The sequence below is a fragment of the Niabella aquatica genome (assembly GCF_054779315.1).
This window is the reverse complement of sequence record NZ_BAAGYM010000038.1, coordinates 473573-490946: the sequence shown is the minus strand read 5'-3', so window position 1 is coordinate 490946 and position 17374 is coordinate 473573. Positions and strand designations below refer to the sequence as shown.

The 17374-nt window shown below is 42.9% G+C and carries 13 protein-coding genes and 1 riboswitch; of the genes, 4 read left to right on the top strand and 9 right to left on the bottom strand.

The window, feature by feature from the left end; genetic code table 11:
• The first annotated feature begins 1 nt into the window (after nucleotide 1).
• Together ACYVBM_RS21810 and ACYVBM_RS21805 are read left to right on the top strand one after the other, a co-directional pair.
• Nucleotides 2-2881, top strand: coding sequence for a PD-(D/E)XK nuclease family protein (locus tag ACYVBM_RS21810; protein WP_460687820.1), 2880 nt, complete (start codon nucleotides 2-4; stop codon nucleotides 2879-2881).
• Nucleotides 2882-2973: 92 nt separating this feature from the next.
• Nucleotides 2974-3702 (top strand): peptidase associated/transthyretin-like domain-containing protein, encoded by a 729-nt coding sequence (locus ACYVBM_RS21805; protein WP_460687819.1) that lies wholly within the window; start codon nucleotides 2974-2976, stop codon nucleotides 3700-3702.
• A gap of 49 nt (nucleotides 3703-3751) precedes the next feature.
• On the opposite strand, the gene ACYVBM_RS21800 is transcribed toward ACYVBM_RS21805, so the two are convergent.
• From ACYVBM_RS21800 to ACYVBM_RS21765, 8 genes are all read right to left on the bottom strand, one after another.
• Nucleotides 3752-4993, bottom strand: a complete 1242-nt coding sequence (locus ACYVBM_RS21800; RefSeq protein WP_460687818.1) for a proline dehydrogenase family protein — start codon at nucleotides 4991-4993, stop codon at nucleotides 3752-3754.
• A gap of 328 nt (nucleotides 4994-5321) precedes the next feature.
• On the bottom strand, nucleotides 5322-6578 hold the full coding sequence (locus ACYVBM_RS21795; RefSeq protein WP_460687817.1) for a homoserine dehydrogenase: 1257 nt from the start codon (nucleotides 6576-6578) through the stop codon (nucleotides 5322-5324).
• A 111-nt stretch (nucleotides 6579-6689) separates the two neighbouring features.
• Nucleotides 6690-7712 (bottom strand): homoserine O-acetyltransferase family protein, encoded by a 1023-nt coding sequence (locus tag ACYVBM_RS21790; RefSeq protein WP_460687816.1) that lies wholly within the window; start codon nucleotides 7710-7712, stop codon nucleotides 6690-6692.
• Nucleotides 7713-7762: 50 nt separating this feature from the next.
• Nucleotides 7763-9073: an O-acetylhomoserine aminocarboxypropyltransferase/cysteine synthase family protein gene (locus tag ACYVBM_RS21785; protein WP_460687815.1), complete on the bottom strand. Its 1311-nt coding sequence runs from the start codon at nucleotides 9071-9073 to the stop codon at nucleotides 7763-7765.
• Between the two features lie 323 nt (nucleotides 9074-9396).
• A riboswitch (SAM riboswitch) is annotated at nucleotides 9397-9511 on the bottom strand.
• A gap of 135 nt (nucleotides 9512-9646) precedes the next feature.
• A complete protein-coding gene (locus tag ACYVBM_RS21780) occupies nucleotides 9647-10339 on the bottom strand; it encodes a porin family protein (RefSeq protein WP_460687814.1) in 693 nt (230 codons plus the stop codon).
• A gap of 94 nt (nucleotides 10340-10433) precedes the next feature.
• Nucleotides 10434-11042: a porin family protein gene (locus ACYVBM_RS21775; protein ID WP_460687813.1), complete on the bottom strand. Its 609-nt coding sequence runs from the start codon at nucleotides 11040-11042 to the stop codon at nucleotides 10434-10436.
• A gap of 78 nt (nucleotides 11043-11120) precedes the next feature.
• Complete coding sequence (locus ACYVBM_RS21770) at nucleotides 11121-11795, bottom strand: OmpA family protein (protein ID WP_460687812.1); 675 nt, start codon at nucleotides 11793-11795, stop codon at nucleotides 11121-11123.
• Nucleotides 11796-12002: 207 nt separating this feature from the next.
• The gene (locus ACYVBM_RS21765) at nucleotides 12003-12698 is read right to left on the bottom strand and encodes a hypothetical protein (RefSeq protein WP_460687811.1); all 696 of its coding nucleotides are present in this window, start codon (nucleotides 12696-12698) and stop codon (nucleotides 12003-12005) included.
• Nucleotides 12699-12896: 198 nt separating this feature from the next.
• Between ACYVBM_RS21765 and uvrA the strand changes: the two genes are divergently transcribed.
• Nucleotides 12897-15773 carry an excinuclease ABC subunit UvrA gene (uvrA, locus tag ACYVBM_RS21760; protein ID WP_460687810.1) on the top strand — a complete coding sequence of 959 codons (2877 nt, stop codon included), beginning with the start codon at nucleotides 12897-12899 and terminating at the stop codon, nucleotides 15771-15773.
• A 6-nt stretch (nucleotides 15774-15779) separates the two neighbouring features.
• The gene (locus ACYVBM_RS21755; RefSeq protein WP_460687809.1) at nucleotides 15780-16286 is read left to right on the top strand and encodes a hypothetical protein; all 507 of its coding nucleotides are present in this window, start codon (nucleotides 15780-15782) and stop codon (nucleotides 16284-16286) included.
• 198 nt (nucleotides 16287-16484) lie between these two features.
• Here the strand turns inward: ACYVBM_RS21755 and aqpZ are convergent, their stop codons facing one another.
• Nucleotides 16485-17201 (bottom strand): aquaporin Z, encoded by a 717-nt coding sequence (gene aqpZ / locus ACYVBM_RS21750; RefSeq protein WP_460687808.1) that lies wholly within the window; start codon nucleotides 17199-17201, stop codon nucleotides 16485-16487.
• Nucleotides 17202-17374 lie beyond the last annotated feature (173 nt).

Below are 17374 nucleotides of genomic sequence, written 5' to 3'. Positions count from 1 at the left end.
CATGATCCCTTTTTTAAAAGAAGTAGCACAAGATCTATACAATAAATTCGGAACGGATATTGAACATTGTGCTATTGTGTTCAATAACAAACGGCCTGCCGCCTATATGCAAAAATATCTGGCCGATATTTTTGGCAAGCCCTTTTTCGGACCATCTTTTTTCACCATACAAGAGTTTTTTAGCGATGCAGTAGAAGAAAAAATTGCAGACAGCTACTTACAGTTCTTTACACTGCATGAAATTTATAACGCTTTATTAATGGATGAAGGCCTGCTTCCGTTAAAAAGCAGCCATTTCTACCCGTTGGCGAAGATCATTTTAAGCGATTTCAGTCAGATCGATAATGACCTGGTAAACGCAGACAGGCTGTATAAAGAGCTGGAGGATATTTCTGTAATCAACCTGGAGTTTGATTATTTAACGCCGGAACAGTATGAGTTCCTTTCCCAGTTCTGGGCCTCCTACTCCGAAGGAAAACATAAAAAACAGCAGGAATATTTTATACAGATGTGGCGAAGGATGCCTAAGCTGTACCATGGTTTTCATGCGGCGCTGCAGGAAAAGAACATGACCACCTATGGCGGTGCTTACAGGAAACTGGCCGGCCTGGATATTGCAGAAACAGGCTTTATAAAAAAGTTTGAAAAAGGCAGGATCTTATTTGTGGGTTTTAATGCGCTTACCCGGGCAGAAGCTCAGCTTTTTACCAGCCTTCAAAAAGCCGGTAAAGCCCTGTTCTATTTTGACACAGATGATTATTACTTTAAAGATCCCTTACAGGAAGCCGGTTTGTTCCTCAGAAAAAACATCCACCAGTTACAGTTAAAAAATGAGCTGGAAGCGCCCTCCCATCCAATGACGGCTTATCCCCATGCTGTAAATGTATATAAAGTACAGGGACAAAGCGCACAAGCCAAGATCCTCAACGAAATCTGCCAGCAGGATTACACTGCCGGCACGAACCCGGGTGCTACTGCTGTTGTGCTGGCAGATGAAAACCAGCTGATACCTGCATTACAAACCATTCCTGCTTTTATGGACGGCAAAGCCATCAGCCTGAATGTAACAATGGGCTTCCCTTTTGCCGCTTCTTCTGTGTTCGGATTAGCCAATCTCTGGCTCAGCTGTCAGCAGGAGATACATCTGGCCCAAGGTATGCATAAACAAAAAAAAGGGTATATTTCCTGGCAGCACCTGGAAAGCTTTCTCACGCATCCGCTTATTTATTTAACGCAGTCCAGAAAAGATAAGATAAGAGCAGCCATCCTGAAAGAAAATGTAGTGCACATAGAACAGAGCCGCATTGCCAGGCAGGGAGGCGTACTGGAACAGTTTTTTACAATTGCAGAGCCGGGGCAGATAGTGCTATCGCTAACGGAGCTTTTACAATACGTACTTAAAGATCTCTCTTTTAATAAAATACTGAAGGATATAGATGCCCGGCTTTTTGTAAGTGTAATAAAGGAGCTGAACAGGTTTCATGATACCGTAGGCGATTCTCTTGAAGAAGAAGAACTGCCCTTTATTATTTCCCTGGTGCAAAAAGTATTGCTGGGCATCAGCGTTCCGCTAAGCGGCGATCCGCTGGACGGCATACAGCTAATGGGACTGCTGGAAACGCGCAATCTTAATTTTGATCATATTGTTTTTTTAGGCTTTAACGAAGGCATTATCCCTAAAACTTCCATGGGGGGCAGCTTTATACCAGACAGTTTAAGAAGGGTACATGGGCTTCCTGTATTAGAAAACCTCGATGCGATATCTGCATACATCACGTACCGGCTTTTCAAGAGGGCTGAAAAAATAAGTATCGTGTACAACGGCCTTACTGATGAGACGTCGGGTGGTGAAGCCAGCCGGTTCTTAAAGCAGCTGGAATATGAAAGTAACTTCCGGTTCAGCTATTATGAGCTGGAATCAACAGTAAAATCTGAAAGCCGGCAGCCCGTAAGCATTGATAAAAGGCAGCCCGCAGTAAAAGCCCATCTGCAGCAATTTTTAAATAAAGAGAGAGCCCTTTCCCCAACAGCTATCACTACGTATATAGCGAACCCTGTAGACTTTTTCTTTTCTTATATAGCGGGTATAAAAGAGCCCAAAGAGGTTAGCGCTTCCGTTGAGGCCAATGAAATAGGCAGCATACTCCATGATGCGATGGATACATTTTACAGCAGCATGAAAGGGAAAGTCGTTACCAGAGAATGGATTACCTTAAGCAGAAGCAGTAATGAAACATTAATAAAAAAGTCTTTCTGCAAGATTCGTGAATTAAAAAATGCAGATACCTACGAATTTTCCGGTATGCAGCTGGTAGTGCTGGCTATTGTAAATGCCTATATTAATATGATCCTGGACCAGGATGAGGCCTATGCACCTTTTACCATAACAGGACTGGAGGAAAAGGTAACCGCCGAAATACCTTTCGAATTAAATGGCGCACCGCAAAGTATCCGGGTTAAAGGTATTATTGACAGAATTGATGAAAAGAACGGCATTACCAGAATTGTAGATTATAAAACCGGCAGTGATAAGCTGGAGTTTCATACAGATACCGGAAAACTTTTTGACACCAATGACAAACATATTAATAAGGCACTTATACAAACCATGATTTATTCTCACATATATGAGCAAACAAAAAACAAGACCAATATACAACCCGTATTATATGTTGTAAAAACTATGAATAAAGAGGGCATTTATTTCAAAAACAAAAACGGCGCTCTCGGGCCCGAAGCGCTTGCCGAACTGAAGCCCCTGTTTATGCAGGAACTCGGAAATAAGCTGGCTGAGCTTTTTGATGAAAACACGCCTTTTTGTTCAAGTGAATTACCCGATAACTATACTTATTCTATTTATAAAACGCTTTTTGGCGGATAGTACGCTGGTTGCGCTGCAAAGCCCTATCTAATTTAACAAATCCTTCTGCGCGATAAATATTTACTTCGATCATTAATAATATAACTTTATATATGCTTATCAGGGCTTATATTTTATTGTTTCTAACGCTCCTTATTTCAGCTTCATCTTCGGGTCAGGGCCGGCTGATAGGAAAAGTTAATAACTATATGTACGACAGTATTGCTCCGTTGCCTTTTGCAACAGTTACCAATACCACATCAGGTGAAACAGCCCGGTCAGATCAAAACGGGTATTACAGCATAAAGGCCCGGGAAAAGGACCAGGTGATCTTTTCCAATATTAATTTTACCAGCGATACTATAACAGTTGAAGAGCAGCTGCTTGTTTCAGGTTACGATGCAGCGCTTATCGAAAAAAGTTTGTTTTTAAGCAATGTAACCGTACAGTCAAGCTACAGTATCGACTCTATGCAAAGACGAAAAGAGTATCAGCATGCTTTTGAAAAACCCGTTGGCATTACAGGCAGTAACACCCCCGCTGCCGGCGCTGGTATAGTACTGAGCCCTATTAGTCACTTTTCCAAAGAAGCCAAACAGGACCGGCGTCTCAGAAAAAGGCTATTAAAAGAAGAGGAGGAGCATTATATTGACTATGTTTTTTCAGCAGCCAGGGTAAGCGCATTAACGGGCCTCCAAAACGATTCCCTCCAAACCTTTATGTACACCTATCGCCCTTCCTATAAACTAGCCCGGAAGCTTGACCATACGGGTATGACGGTTTACATTAACAATAAGTTCCAGGAATTTAAAAAGCGCAACTCTGTCAAAACTGAAAAATAAATGGCAGAGAAACAGCAGGCAAGCAGTAAAAAATTTATACATCCGCTGATTATAGCAGGGTTTCAGCCTTTCTGCGCCTTTGCAGCTCTTTCCGTATCAAGCTGAGCTCCCTTCCTGTTTGTCCTTTTACAGAAGTGTTCTCCTGCGCCCTGCGCATCAGGTAGGGGATTACATCTTCAATCGGTCCAAAAGGTAAATACTTACTTACATTACATCCTGCCCTGGCAAGGTTAAATGTAATATTATCGCTCATACCATAAAGCTGGCTAAAGCTTACGTGCGGGTGGTTAAGAGGAAGGTGCAGCTCCTGCATTTTCTTCACAGCACGCATATTACTGTTTTCGTTATGAGAAGCCACCAGCATTCCCACATGTTCTAAATTATTGATACATAAATTTACACCTGCATCAAAATCCCTGTCGCAGCTGGCCTTGTCTGGTTGTATAGGCGAAGGATAGCCTTTTACTTCAGCACGCTGCCGCTCCTTTTCCATATAAGCACCCCTCACCAGTTTTACACCCAGTAAAAAGTTTCTCTCCTTTGCAGCATCAATACAATCCTTTAAAAAATAAAGCCTGCCATGCCGGTAATGCTGTACTGTGTTATAAATAACAATACGCTCTTTATTAAACGTATCCATCATCAGCATTACCAGGGCATCAACCGGGTCCTGTATCCAGGATTCCTCGGCATCTATCAGCACCCCTATATTCTTCTCAGCTGCTTTTTCGCAAACCCGCTTCATCCTCAGCCTTACCCGGTGCCATTCTTCACGGTCGGCAATGGGAAGCTGCTCCAGCGCGCCCAAATATCTTTTTATTAATGATCCCTGCTTTTTATGCATCAGCTCATCCAGCTTTTCCAGTAAAGGAAACCGGGTAAGCCCGGTAACTTTTACACTCATAAAGGGAATATTAGGCTGTGTAGCTGCATACTCAATGACTTTAATAAACTCAGTAGCTGCATGATCGTATTCAGCATCACCGCCTTCTCCGCCTTCCACGCCATAATCAAGAATAACATCCACATTATACTGAGCCAGCACCTGCGCCACACCGGCTGTTTGCTCTAATGTTTCGCCACCGGCAAATTGCCTGAAGATGGTATTCCGGATAAGGCCCTTTACAGGTAGCTTAGCTTTGATCGCCCAGGGAACAAGACAGGTTCCCAGCTTTACCAGCAAAGGGTTGCTCATCATTCCAAATAACCTGCGTGCTTCTTTCAGCTCTTTACCGGTCTTGTATTGAAAAGCAAACTCGGTATTATTAAAGGAGATTACGGGTACGCTCATATAAACAAAAATAATGCGAAGCAGCAATATCTTTTATGTAATTTTTATCACATAAGAAGCTGATGGATATCAGCTATGAGATACATTATATTGCCCTGGTCCGAAATAATACGCTTTAGGATAGCCGAAAGCCAGTTTGATTTATTTGTATTGTTCAATATCCGATCCAAATGAGTACTCCGAGCCTATGGAGCGCTTGCCGGATTACTAATCATTGAACCGTTAGCCTTCGCTAGCAACTCTTCTGCTTGAAAGTCTTTCCGGCTAGCTGAGTATAACATCAGGCCGCCAGGAACAGCATCTTTCAGCAATATATGATTAGCCTACATTAAATCAAACCCGCCAGTTCCAGGCTTTTCTTCCTGATCTTCCGCTCTTCCACGCTTTCCAGGATGGCATCAGGCTCCAGTATCAGCGAAGTGCCATTTTCTTTCCACCAGGTACTGCCTTTCAGCTTCCTTAAGGCTATTACGCCCGACAGGTATTTCCGGTTTTCCTGGGCGTGCCATTGTTCGATCCATTCAAAATCATCGGTGGGGATATTTTTAATATCACTAAAACTTATATACACTCTTAAAAAAACATCTTCATTTAGCTGGTTAGGTTCATGGTGATACCGCTTTTTGTATTCGTATTTGTAGCCATAGCGCAACGCAGATAAATCGCTTAACACAGCCGACGCGGTAGGAAAGCTGCCGGCGCCCTTACCATAAAAAAACTGCTGATCAGCAAAGCCACTCTCAATCACTACGCCGTTATACTCATTTTTCACAAAAGATAACGGGCTGTCGGCCGGTACAAACTGGGGTAAAACAAAAGCCGCCACACCGCCATCCACCAGTTTTTTTGCCTGGGCTACCAACCGTATCTGCTGCCCGCGCGCCTGGGCTACTGCAGCATCTGAGTGATGAATATTCTGGATACCTGTAAATAAAATTTTATCAGGTTCTGCTACAATGCCGTAAGCATGGCAAAGGAAAATGGTCCACTTATTCAGCGCGTCAAATCCCTCCACATCCAGGGTAGGGTTACTTTCTGCAAAGCCTAACTGCTGTGCCAGCAATAAAGCCTCCCTAAAGTTAAGATGATCGTCAAACATCTTTGTTAAGATAAAATTCGTACTGCCGTTTACAATAGCCCTGATACTGTGCAGCAGGTCATTATCATAATATTCTTCCAGGTTCCTGATAGCGGGTATAGAGGCACAGGCAGAAGACTCATACAAAAACGAGCGACCCGTTTTTTGCTGCAGGTCTAAAAGCTCCTGCAAATGCTCGGCTATCATTTTTTTGCTGGAGCTTACTACTTCTTTTCCATGCTCCAGGGCTGTTCTTACAATATCAAATGCTGCCTCAGAATCATCAATCACCTCTACAATTACATTAATCTCTTTATCCTCCAGTAATTCATTTTTATCTGTAGTAAATAAAAATTCAGGCGCATTCCTCTTTTTCGAGGGATGCTTGATACACACCCTCCTGATAGTAGCATTTAATGACGGCGTCTGCTCCAGCACTTTGTAAAGTCCTTCTCCTACTACACCAAACCCGAACATACCTATTACTAATTTTCTATGCTTGCTCATTTTATTACGAATTGTTAATGATTCATTTTTAATCAATGACTGGTCATCAATAGCAAGTAGCAGTTATAACCTGACGCACTATTTTATTATTTACTATTCTCACTGCTTCCTTTACCGACCCAGGAAATTTTTGATTGCTTCCGTTAATTGTTCAAACTCCAATAAAAAGCCATCGTGTCCATAATTCGACAAGATCAGCTTTACATGTGCATCAGGAATATTCCCTGCTATAAACTCCTGCTCATAAGGCGGAAATAAAATATCGCCTTCCATGCTTAAAGCAAGGGTTTTAGCCTTAATAGTATTTAATGCCTGAACCACTCCTCCTCTACCTCTTCCAAGATTATGCGAATCCATGCTTTTGGTAAGCACATAATAGCTAAACGCATTAAACCTTGCCGATAGCTTTGAACCCTGGTACCGTTGGTAGCTTTCACTTTTAAACCCTTCAATAAGATCGTCGGTAGCTTCAGACTGGGTTTTATTATATGCCATATCTGTTCTGTATGAAAGCAGTGCTATGCTTCTTGCCACTTCCAGTCCTCTACGTCCTGCATCAACGGTTTTATTGAGCCAGGTAGCGTCTGCCTCTATCGCAAACCTTTGAGAAGCATTGAAAGCCTTGCCCCAGGGCGAATGCATGGCATTGGTAGCTATGGGGAAAATATATTCAAATAGCTCAGGGGCCTGTACCGCCCACTCCATCAGTTGCTGGCCTCCGGTACTGCCGCCAATACCAATCTTTATCTTGGTTATACCCAGGTCTGCCTGTAACAAACGATAGGCATGCACCATATCCCTTATTGTAAAAAAAGGAAAATCGTGATAATATGAATTACCCGTTTTAGGATTCACATCCAAAGGGCTGATGCTTCCGTAACAGCTGCCGGGCATATTTACACAAATGATAAAATGCTTTCCTGGATCAAATACTTTCCCGGCTCCTATCATTTCGGGCCACCACTCATGTGGACAACTATTGGCCGTAAGCGCATGAAATATCCAAACCACATTATCCCCGGCCTCATTGAGCGTTCCATAAGTTGTATATGCCAGGTGCAGATGATGCAAAACCGCTCCGCTCTCTAAAGTAAATGGCGCAGTATATCTAAAAACCTCTTGATTCATATTCATAAAAAACTGTTCCGGTACAGAGTAACGACCGGAACAGTTTTGATTTTATTTTACGCAAAAACTGCTGCAAAAGCCTGCTCAAAATCGGCCTTTATATCCTCTATATATTCAATACCTACGCTTATGCGGATCAGGTTATCTAAAACACCTGCATTCTTTCTTTCTTCTTCCGTTAATTGCTCGTGCGTGGTAGATGCGGGATGTATGGCCAGTGTTTTGGCATCACCCACGTTTGCCAGGTGGCTTACCAGTTTTAACGAATTGATGAACTTCCGCCCGTTTTCCAGTCCTCCTTTTATACCAAACTGTAATACGCCTCCAAAACCATTAGTGAAATATTTTTTCGCCAGCTGGTGGTATTCGCTGCTTTCCAGGCCAGGATACCATACAAAGTCTACGTTCTTATGCTCTTCCAGCCATTGTGCCAGCGCCAGGGTATTATCTACAGTACGCTGTACCCTTAATGAAAGGGTTTCCACACCCTGCAGCAACAGGAAAGAATTGAACGGGCTGATAGCAGGTCCCAGATCCCTCAATCCTTCCACACGCGCCCGTATTGCAAAAGCAATATTAGGCAGGCCCAAAGGATTCCCTTCACCAAATACTTCCCAGAATTTCAGCCCGTGATATCCTTCAGAAGGTTCGGTAAACTGGGGAAATTTCCCGTTGCCCCAATTATAATTACCCCCGTCAATGATAATACCGCCAACGCTGGTACCGTGTCCGCCGATCCATTTAGTTGCCGAATGCACTACCACGTTGGCGCCATGTTTAATAGGCTGGAATAAATAGCCGCCAGCTCCAAAAGTGTTATCCACTATTAACGGTAAATCCACTTCTTTTGCCAGTGCAGCAATTTTTTCAAAATCCGGGACATTCAGTTTGGGATTACCCAACGTTTCAATATAGATGGCTTTCGTTTTTTCATCAATGAGTTTTTTGAAATGCTCGGGGTTATCATCTTCTGCAAAACGCACTTCTATACCAAGGCGCTTAAAGGCAACTTTGAATTGATTATAGGTACCTCCATACAGGTAAGGAGAAGTAACAAAATTTTCTCCCGCCTGCAACATATTAGCAATAGTAAGGAACTGAGCTGCCTGTCCGGAAGAAGTAGCCAGTCCTGCTACCCCGCCTTCCAGAGCGGCTATGCGTTGCTCAAATACATCGGTGGTAGGATTCATAATGCGGGTATAAATATTGCCGAACTCCCGCAGGCCAAAAAGATTCGCTGCTTGTGCTGCATCTTTAAACTGGTAAGAAGTGGTTTGGTAAAGAGGCACAGCACGGCTGCCCGTTGTTGGATCCGGTTGCTGACCGGCGTGTACCTGAAGCGTATCAAAATGTAACGCGTTGCTCATAAAATAAAAAATTTAATCATTAAATAATAAGTATGTTAACCGTTAAAGTACCAAAAAGGCTGATAAAGCCGGTAGAAAATATATTATGCCCCGAAAGGCATACAATGCCTGTTACCATACGTTGTAAGTACAGTACCAGCAGGGGTTGTATGATATTGCAGTTGTAACATTTCTCTAAAATTTTCTCACTTCCTGTTATTTCAAATTCGTATAAGATGATTCTACTAGCTCCCGAATACGTACCAGGCATATACAAAAAAGCCCCCCTGTAAGCAGGAGGGCTTCGCATTTATTTTTAATATATTTATTAAACTGAAACTTCCGGCTTATCTTTCTACGTTTACAAACGTAGTAGGAATTGGCACCTTGTTCCAATGTTAAGAGAACAGGTTGCCAAGGCTTCACAGGGCCCATACCCTCTGCCTTTCTTGATAAGTATTTTAAAGAACCTTGCCTGTTATTGGCGAAACGCAAATATATAACAGTGCCGTCAAATAAAAAAGTATTACCAAAATAACATATTTTCATTCCAATTGTTTCAGAACTTGTACTGCAAGATAGCTGTAATACTTTTTAGAATTTGTACCCAAAAGAAATTCCAAAGCCGATATTTTTTAATATATCCCCGGTTTTGTTATCGTCAACTTTTGGGGCAATATTTATTAATCCTAATTGCCCGTTTAACTGAAACGATAGTTTTTTAGCAAACTCATATCCTGTAAGAACGTTTGCTCCAAAATCTAATGGCTTCCCATAGGTAAACTTCGCACCGGGTGAAATCCGGTAATAATTATCAGTTGCAGCAGCATCAGTAAATTGTAAATTTCCGTTCCACTCCGGCTGGATATTAGGCCAGTTATTTTCATTGGGCGGTGTACTCCATCTTCCTCCTAGCCCATAACCCAGGTAAGGCCCGGCGCCCAATAAAATGATTCCTTCACCGAGCTGAAGCTTATAAACAAAATTTAACGGCAACTCCAAATAATAGGCGGTTGCATTTAATTTAACCGCCTCAGCATCCTTGTAGCCCTTAGAACTGAAGAGCAAAGCTGGTTGAATATAAATCTTATCTGTTATCGGTATATCAACATTTCCACCCACATGAAACCCCGCTTTTATTTTTGGTGCAACATTCTGGTTGCTTTTTGTAAAACTTACATTTGTAAAATTCACCCCTGCACGTATCCCCCATTGAGCCTGCGAATAAACCTTAACAGTCATTAGTATCATGGCCGGCATTAAGCATAAAATCATTTTTTTCCTCATAAAAATCAAGTTTAATATAAGGCTAAAATATAAGATATTACATGAAAAAGCCGCTTTAAATAAGCGGCTTTTAACATTACGGATCAGTATTTCTTTAGAATTTATACCCTATAGTAACCCCAAAAGAGGTATTATTAATGGTCTTCGGATTATCTGTATCCGGCAATTTAACCAAGCCAAGATTCGCATTCAGGTTTAAAGATAAACCATTGCTTAACTGGTAGCCCGCTAACAGCTTTCCACCTGCATCCAATTTCTTAAGTCCTGCATCATCCCAGTCTCCCTTTCCAGAGAAGTTACCGATGTCTCCTTTTACTTTTCCAACGCCCATGCCCACATAAGGTCCAACGCCTAATAACAGGTTACCATTACCTAACTCCGGCTGGTATTGAAAGGTAACAGGCAGCTGCAGGTAATTCAAGTGAAGTTTGGAATCTACCAATCCTTCATATTTAGCCCCGTTTTGCACATAGCTTAAACCAGGCTGAATTACAAAATCATCTGCAATGCCAATATCATAGGTTATACCAGCCTGGAACCCGGTTTTTAACTTATTGTCATCAGGAGCATCTTTTCCTGTAATATTCGAGAAGTTCACACCGGCATTAACACCGAAGCGACCAGCCTGCGCATGAGATTCCACAGCAGCAAAACTGAACGCTGCAAATAACACCCCACCAAACAATAATTTCTTCATTTTCATAAATATAGATTTAAAATTTTAATAAATTAGATAGGTAAACGAATACCATAATCATTTACTTTAATGGTAAGCCGGAATTTATTTAGTGCCGGCTTCTTTTGCGGCATCTGATTTCATTTTTTCATTGGCAGTGATCAGGAACTCAACGCGACGGTTCTGAGCACGGCCTTCAGGTGTATCATTGGTGTATTTAGGGTTTCTTAAACCATATCCCACTGTGCTTAATCTTTGTAAGCCAATACCCTGGTCGCTTAAATAGTTAGATACTACAGAAGCTCTTCTTTCAGACAGTGCCTGGTTATACTTTTCGGTACCTGTATTATCTGTATGGCCCTGGATCTCCACATCTGTATCGGGATATTTATTCAATATAGTGATCAGGTCATTTAAAGTGGATTTAGACTGTGGAGTAAGAGCTGCCTGATCAAATCCGAAAAGCACAGCGCTGCTGAATTCTACTACAATACCCTCTTCCACCCGCTCTACTTTTGCCCCGGGTACTTCCTGTTTGATCTCTTCGGCCTGCTTATCCATTTTTTTACCAATGATAGCTCCTGCGGTGCCTCCTACTGCCGCACCAATAATGGCTCCCAGGCCTGCGTTACCGGCGGCTTTACCAATAACAGCGCCTACCGCCGCACCACCACCCACACCTATAGCAGCACCTTTCTGTGTTCGGGTAGCTGTTTCGCAGCCAGCTAGCGCAAGTCCTGCAAAAGCAGCAGCAAATAATGTTGTTTTTACGATTTTCATTAGTATTGTTTTAAAAAATTTAAAAGATTTATGACTGCAAAGTAAATCACTATATCCTGATAAACATCAGTTTACTTTCAAATCAGCCAAACTCATCAGCCATTTATCAAAATATATGCCAACGAATTTTACTATAGACAGGCCGTTACGTAAAAAGGCTGCCTCTAAGGCAACCTTTTTTTATTTCTTAACCCGGATCAAGCCTTATTACCGGCTTTTAGGGGCAGCGGCCAGATCTACGATTTTGGTAAGGATGTAATTCGTTCCCTTTTCACCTACCTGTTTTTTCGTATTTTTTTTATCTTGATTTTTGGCTATAGCTGCTGAGCTGTCATATGCGGCATCTGCCGAAACTACTTCTGAACTGTCAGTTTCTTCAATTTCAGGAAAAACAACAGCAGGATCGTCCTCGTTAAACCTGCCGCCAAGATTTACATATAATTTATTGCTGGCAGAATCGAATATTATAGTTCCTTCTTTTAACGACTTGCCGGAGTAGCGGGCACCGGTGTGAGCGGTTGCAGTATGGTCTTCCTGCATTGCCGGCTCTTCCCCTGCATCGTTAAGCAATGTTTTCTGTACAGGAATTTTATACGTAGCCGGCGAAGCTTTGAGATCTGCCTTAAAGCGGCCCTGCGGCATACCATTTATCCATATCACCCCTTTATTTTCACTATCCCTCGTTACTGTTACCGGCGAAACTTCTCCTTCTTTATCGGTGTATTCATATCTGCCCAGTACGGGAAAGATCATTTCATCCGTAAGCTCACCAGGCATAGGGAGCAGTTCTTTAGCCTGCGGTTTATAATTTTTAGGTACTTCGGGAGCAGTAGATACCTGCGCCAGCGATACTGTAGTTATTGACACAGAAAGCGCCATCATCAATAAGTAATTTTTTTTCATCTGTTTGTTTTTTTATGCCTGCCGGATTATCCGGGTAAGGCGAGGTTTAAATGGTTGGCCTGATATATGATTATATAGGTGCGCCGGTAAATTCAGATTCGGGATGATAAAAAGAAATTATTATGCCAAAATTTATTTATAGGCTATTAAACCTTTATTTTAGATTTTAGTTATGAATGAGACCGATCTTAAACTTATATGACCAGATCTTCAAAAACAGCAATCAAAAAATTGGAAACGAAAGATTTACAAACAATAACCGTAACAGGTGCCAGGGTACACAACCTGAAAAATATAGATATATCTATTCCTAAAAATCAGCTGGTGGTGATCACAGGTATCAGCGGAAGCGGTAAATCATCGCTGGCTTTTGATACTATTTACTCCGAAGGGCAGCGCCGTTACATGGAAACCTTCGGGGCGTATGCGCGGCAGTTCATCGGCGATATGGAACGGCCCGATGTGGACCAGATCACTGGCCTTTCGCCGGTTATTTCTATAGAGCAAAAAACCACCAACAAAAATCCCCGATCCACAGTGGGCACCGTTACCGAAGTGTACGATTTTTTCCGTTTACTATTTGCACGCGTTGGAGAAGCCTATTCGTATAACACCGGCAAAAAAATGGTAAAATGGAGCGAGGAAGAAATTGTTGAAAATATTTTCCAAAGATTCTGTAACCAGAAAATAAACATACTGGCACCGTTGGTACGTGGCCGTAAAGGGCATTACCGGGAGCTGTTCGAAGACGTGCGCAAGAAAGGCTTTCTCAAAGTGCGTGTAGATGGAGAAATAAAAGATATCACGGCTAAAATGCAGGTAGACCGTTATAAGATCCACGATATAGAACTGGTAGTAGATCGCCTGCAGGTAACAGACGACCTGAAAGCAAGACTGAGCCAAAGCGTACAGCAGTCGCTGAAACTGGGTAAAGACCTGATCTTCGTTTTAGAGAACGGCCAAACCGAAATAACGCAATATTCCAAAATGCTGATGTGTGAAGATACAGGCATCAGCTACGAAGAGCCTTCGCCCAACTCTTTTTCCTTTAACTCTCCCTATGGAGCCTGTCCTTATTGCCGGGGCCTGGGCACAAGCTCGGTTATTAACATGGATGCAGTATTGCCCGATATGTCAAAAAACATTAAAGAAGGGGGTATTGCACCTTTGGGGGAAGAACGCAGCGCCAGCGTGTATCAGCAGGTAGAAGCCTTTGCCCGGAAATATAAAATAAGCTTAAGCAAGCCATTAAAAGATATATCACAGGATCAGCTCGACCTGTTGTTATACGGAGATGGAGGCGCACAAAAAATATTATATCTCGACGGCACCGATGAGTCCATCCCTGATTATTATACCGGTAGCTATGAAGGCATCATCCCTATGCTCAAGCGCTGGTACCTTTCTACACAAAGCACCGAGGTGCTGCGCGACTGGGTAGAAAAATTTATGGAGTTGCAGCCCTGCCCTGCCTGCAATGGCGACCGCCTGAAGAAAGAAAGCCTCTGGTTCAAGATCGATGGTAAAAATATTGCCTATCTCAGCCATCTTAATTTAGATAACCTGGCGGCATGGCTCGATGGCATTGAGCTGCGCCTGAGTAAAAAACAAAATGCCATTGCAAAAGATATTTTAAAAGAAATAAGGGAACGCCTGGGATTTTTGCTGGATGTGGGGCTTACCTATTTATCACTAAACCGGCCCAGCCGTACATTGAGCGGCGGCGAATCGCAGCGCATCAGGCTGGCCACACAAATAGGATCGCAGCTGCAGGGCATTACCTATATACTGGATGAGCCTTCTATTGGCTTACATCAAAGAGACAACCAGCGCCTTATTACCTCGCTGCAAAACCTGCGCGATATCGGCAACAGCGTATTGGTGGTAGAGCATGATAAAGACATTATGCTGGCGGCCGATTATTTAATCGACATCGGGCCCAAAGCCGGTTATCACGGAGGTCGTATTGTAGCCCAGGGCACCCCCAAACAAATTTTAAAATTAGATACCATTACAGCAGGTTACCTGAACGGGCATTTAAAGATCGAAACGCCCGTGGAAAGAAGAAAGGGCAACGGGAAATTTATTGAATTAAAAGGGGTAACCGGCAACAACCTGCAAAACGTAAACATACAATTCCCCCTGGGTAAAATGATCGTTGTTACAGGAGTGAGCGGCAGTGGCAAATCGACACTGATTAATGAAACCCTGTATCCTGTTTTAAGCAATCATTGTTTCCCGGCAAGTAAAATGCAGCCCATGCCTCATAAATCAGTAAAAGGCCTGGAGTATATTGATAAAGTGGTGGAAATAGACCAGTCGCCTATCGGCCGTACGCCGAGAAGCAACCCCGCTACCTACTGCGGCTTTTTTACAGATATAAGATCATTGTTTGCGTCGGTACCGGAAGCAAAAATACGCGGCTATAATGCAGGCCGTTTTTCGTTTAATGTAAAAACCGGCCGCTGCGATGTGTGCGAGGGCGGTGGTATGCGGGTAATTGAAATGAATTTTTTACCAGACGTGTATGTGCCCTGCGAAAAATGTAATGGGAAAAGATACAACCGCGAAACGCTGGAAATCCGCTATAAAGGAAAATCCATTTCTGATGTGCTGGATATGACGGTAGACGATGCAGTAGCATTTTTCCAGGCAGTTCCCAGTATTTACAGGAAAATAAAAACCTTGCAGGACGTAGGCCTGGGTTACATCACTTTAGGACAAAGCGCAGTAACCCTTAGTGGCGGCGAGGCCCAGCGGGTAAAACTGAGCACCGAGCTTTCAAAGAAAGATACCGGCAAAACTTTTTATATCTTAGATGAGCCAACTACCGGCCTGCATTTTGAAGACATCAGGCACCTGCTCGGGGTATTAGACAAATTAACTGACAGGGGAAATACGGTTTTAGTAATAGAACATAATATGGATGTGATTAAAGTAGCAGATCATATTATTGACCTGGGCCCTGAAGGCGGCGATGGCGGCGGCCAGATCTTGTTTGAAGGCACACCGGAAGAGCTGGTAAAAAATAAAGAAAGCTATACCGGGTTTTATTTGAAACAGGAACTCAATTAATAGATTATGCGCATTGATACATTAAGCGATTTACCGGATTGGGAAGATGATCCATTTGGCAGGGAAGATGAAGAAGGCGAAGAATGGAAGCCTAATCCTACCCGAGAAGCCTGTAAGGCCCTTTACCTGAAATGGAAGGAAATAGTAATGATGCTGAACGGCGTGCTGGAAACAGGCGGAGATAAAGAAGATACAGAAGACCTCACCGAACTTTCTTATTTAACAGCACACAAGCAAATGCTTTTAGGAGATGCTTATGAAACAGGTGCCAAAATAAGAAGCTCGGAAGCAGGAGGCATATATGTATTGCGTATGGAGAATGCCGCCATCATCAGGAAGAATGCGCAGCACATCGCCAGCTCACTGTTGCTTTTTGGTACTGAAGACCAGGTGGACGACCACTACGTAGAGCTGATACGCACCGAAATTGACCAGTTCAGGGAGCTTTTTAAGGCATGGGTCAATACCTTTGAAAAAGATGAATATACCGATGACTGGGGGCTGTTTGCATAAAGAATTGCCGGCATTACCACTAGTCATTAAAAAGCTCATTGATCGCACAACCAACCCGGTAAAACAACAAAGGCCAGGCACAAGAAGGATGCTCCTTTTCGGGCAGCGATATTTTACGCGATTTTTGTTCGACTTTACACCTGTTTTATTTAAATCCGGGATCTTACACGCCGTTTATTGCATGAGTCAGAAGCAAGGCTATAATGAACTGGCTTTTTCAGATTTCTCTATAAGGCTGTTCCAGACCACCGCACTTAGTATGGCTCCCAAAACCGGTGCCACTATAAAAAGCCAGAGCTGAGAAATCGCTTCCCCTCCAGCCAGCAAAGCAGGCCCGATGCTTCTGGCCGGATTAACAGATACCCCTGTTACCGGGATGCCTACAATATGGATCAATACCAGGCTTAGTCCAATACTTAGCCCGGCAAAGCCCCCGTTGATATTTTTAGTGGATGTTGAGCCAAATATAACCAACAGGAAAATAAATGTGAACACTACTTCAGCAATAAGCCCGCTTACTAAATTATACTTCTGAGGAGAAAGCTCGCCATAACCATTCTGTCCCAGACCTCCGGCATAGTCGGCCTTTCCCGAAGCGATAAGGTATAGAACACCCGCTCCTATGAGACCTCCTACTATCTGCGCTACAATATAATATGCCGCTTCCCCTGCTTTCATACGGCCGGCCAGTACCATTCCTATAGATATGGCGGGGTTAATATGGCAGCCGGAAATATGTCCTATCGCATAGGCCATTGCCACAACGCTAAGGCCGAACGCAAAGGCTATACCTAACAGTCCAACCCCGGTTGTTCCATCGGCGCCGGCAATTACAGCACTTCCGCAACCCATAAGTACCAACACCATTGTACCGATCATTTCGGCAATAAATTTTGAAGTAGTAGTTGCTTTCATTTTTTTAGTTTTGTTTTATGCATTTAAATATACTACAAAAATCAAATATATTAGCCGTATTATTCAGGGGATGCCATTTAAATTTTCGCAGGCAGCAAATACACAGCCGGTGAAAACACCGGCTGCAGATGCATTCGATTATTGCTTTTTAAAAATAAACCCGTCTTTTATAT

Coding starts and splice junctions, on each gene's coding strand:
- ACYVBM_RS21810 (WP_460687820.1), top strand. CDS start 2: ATGATCCCTTTTTTAAAAGAAGTAGCACAAGATCTATACAATAAATTC.
- ACYVBM_RS21805 (WP_460687819.1), top strand. CDS start 2,974: ATGCTTATCAGGGCTTATATTTTATTGTTTCTAACGCTCCTTATTTCA.
- ACYVBM_RS21800 (WP_460687818.1), bottom strand. CDS start 4,993: ATGAGCGTACCCGTAATCTCCTTTAATAATACCGAGTTTGCTTTTCAA.
- ACYVBM_RS21795 (WP_460687817.1), bottom strand. CDS start 6,578: ATGAGCAAGCATAGAAAATTAGTAATAGGTATGTTCGGGTTTGGTGTA.
- ACYVBM_RS21790 (WP_460687816.1), bottom strand. CDS start 7,712: ATGAATATGAATCAAGAGGTTTTTAGATATACTGCGCCATTTACTTTA.
- ACYVBM_RS21785 (WP_460687815.1), bottom strand. CDS start 9,073: ATGAGCAACGCGTTACATTTTGATACGCTTCAGGTACACGCCGGTCAG.
- ACYVBM_RS21780 (WP_460687814.1), bottom strand. CDS start 10,339: ATGAGGAAAAAAATGATTTTATGCTTAATGCCGGCCATGATACTAATG.
- ACYVBM_RS21775 (WP_460687813.1), bottom strand. CDS start 11,042: ATGAAAATGAAGAAATTATTGTTTGGTGGGGTGTTATTTGCAGCGTTC.
- ACYVBM_RS21770 (WP_460687812.1), bottom strand. CDS start 11,795: ATGAAAATCGTAAAAACAACATTATTTGCTGCTGCTTTTGCAGGACTT.
- ACYVBM_RS21765 (WP_460687811.1), bottom strand. CDS start 12,698: ATGAAAAAAAATTACTTATTGATGATGGCGCTTTCTGTGTCAATAACT.
- uvrA (WP_460687810.1), top strand. CDS start 12,897: ATGACCAGATCTTCAAAAACAGCAATCAAAAAATTGGAAACGAAAGAT.
- ACYVBM_RS21755 (WP_460687809.1), top strand. CDS start 15,780: ATGCGCATTGATACATTAAGCGATTTACCGGATTGGGAAGATGATCCA.
- aqpZ (WP_460687808.1), bottom strand. CDS start 17,201: ATGAAAGCAACTACTACTTCAAAATTTATTGCCGAAATGATCGGTACA.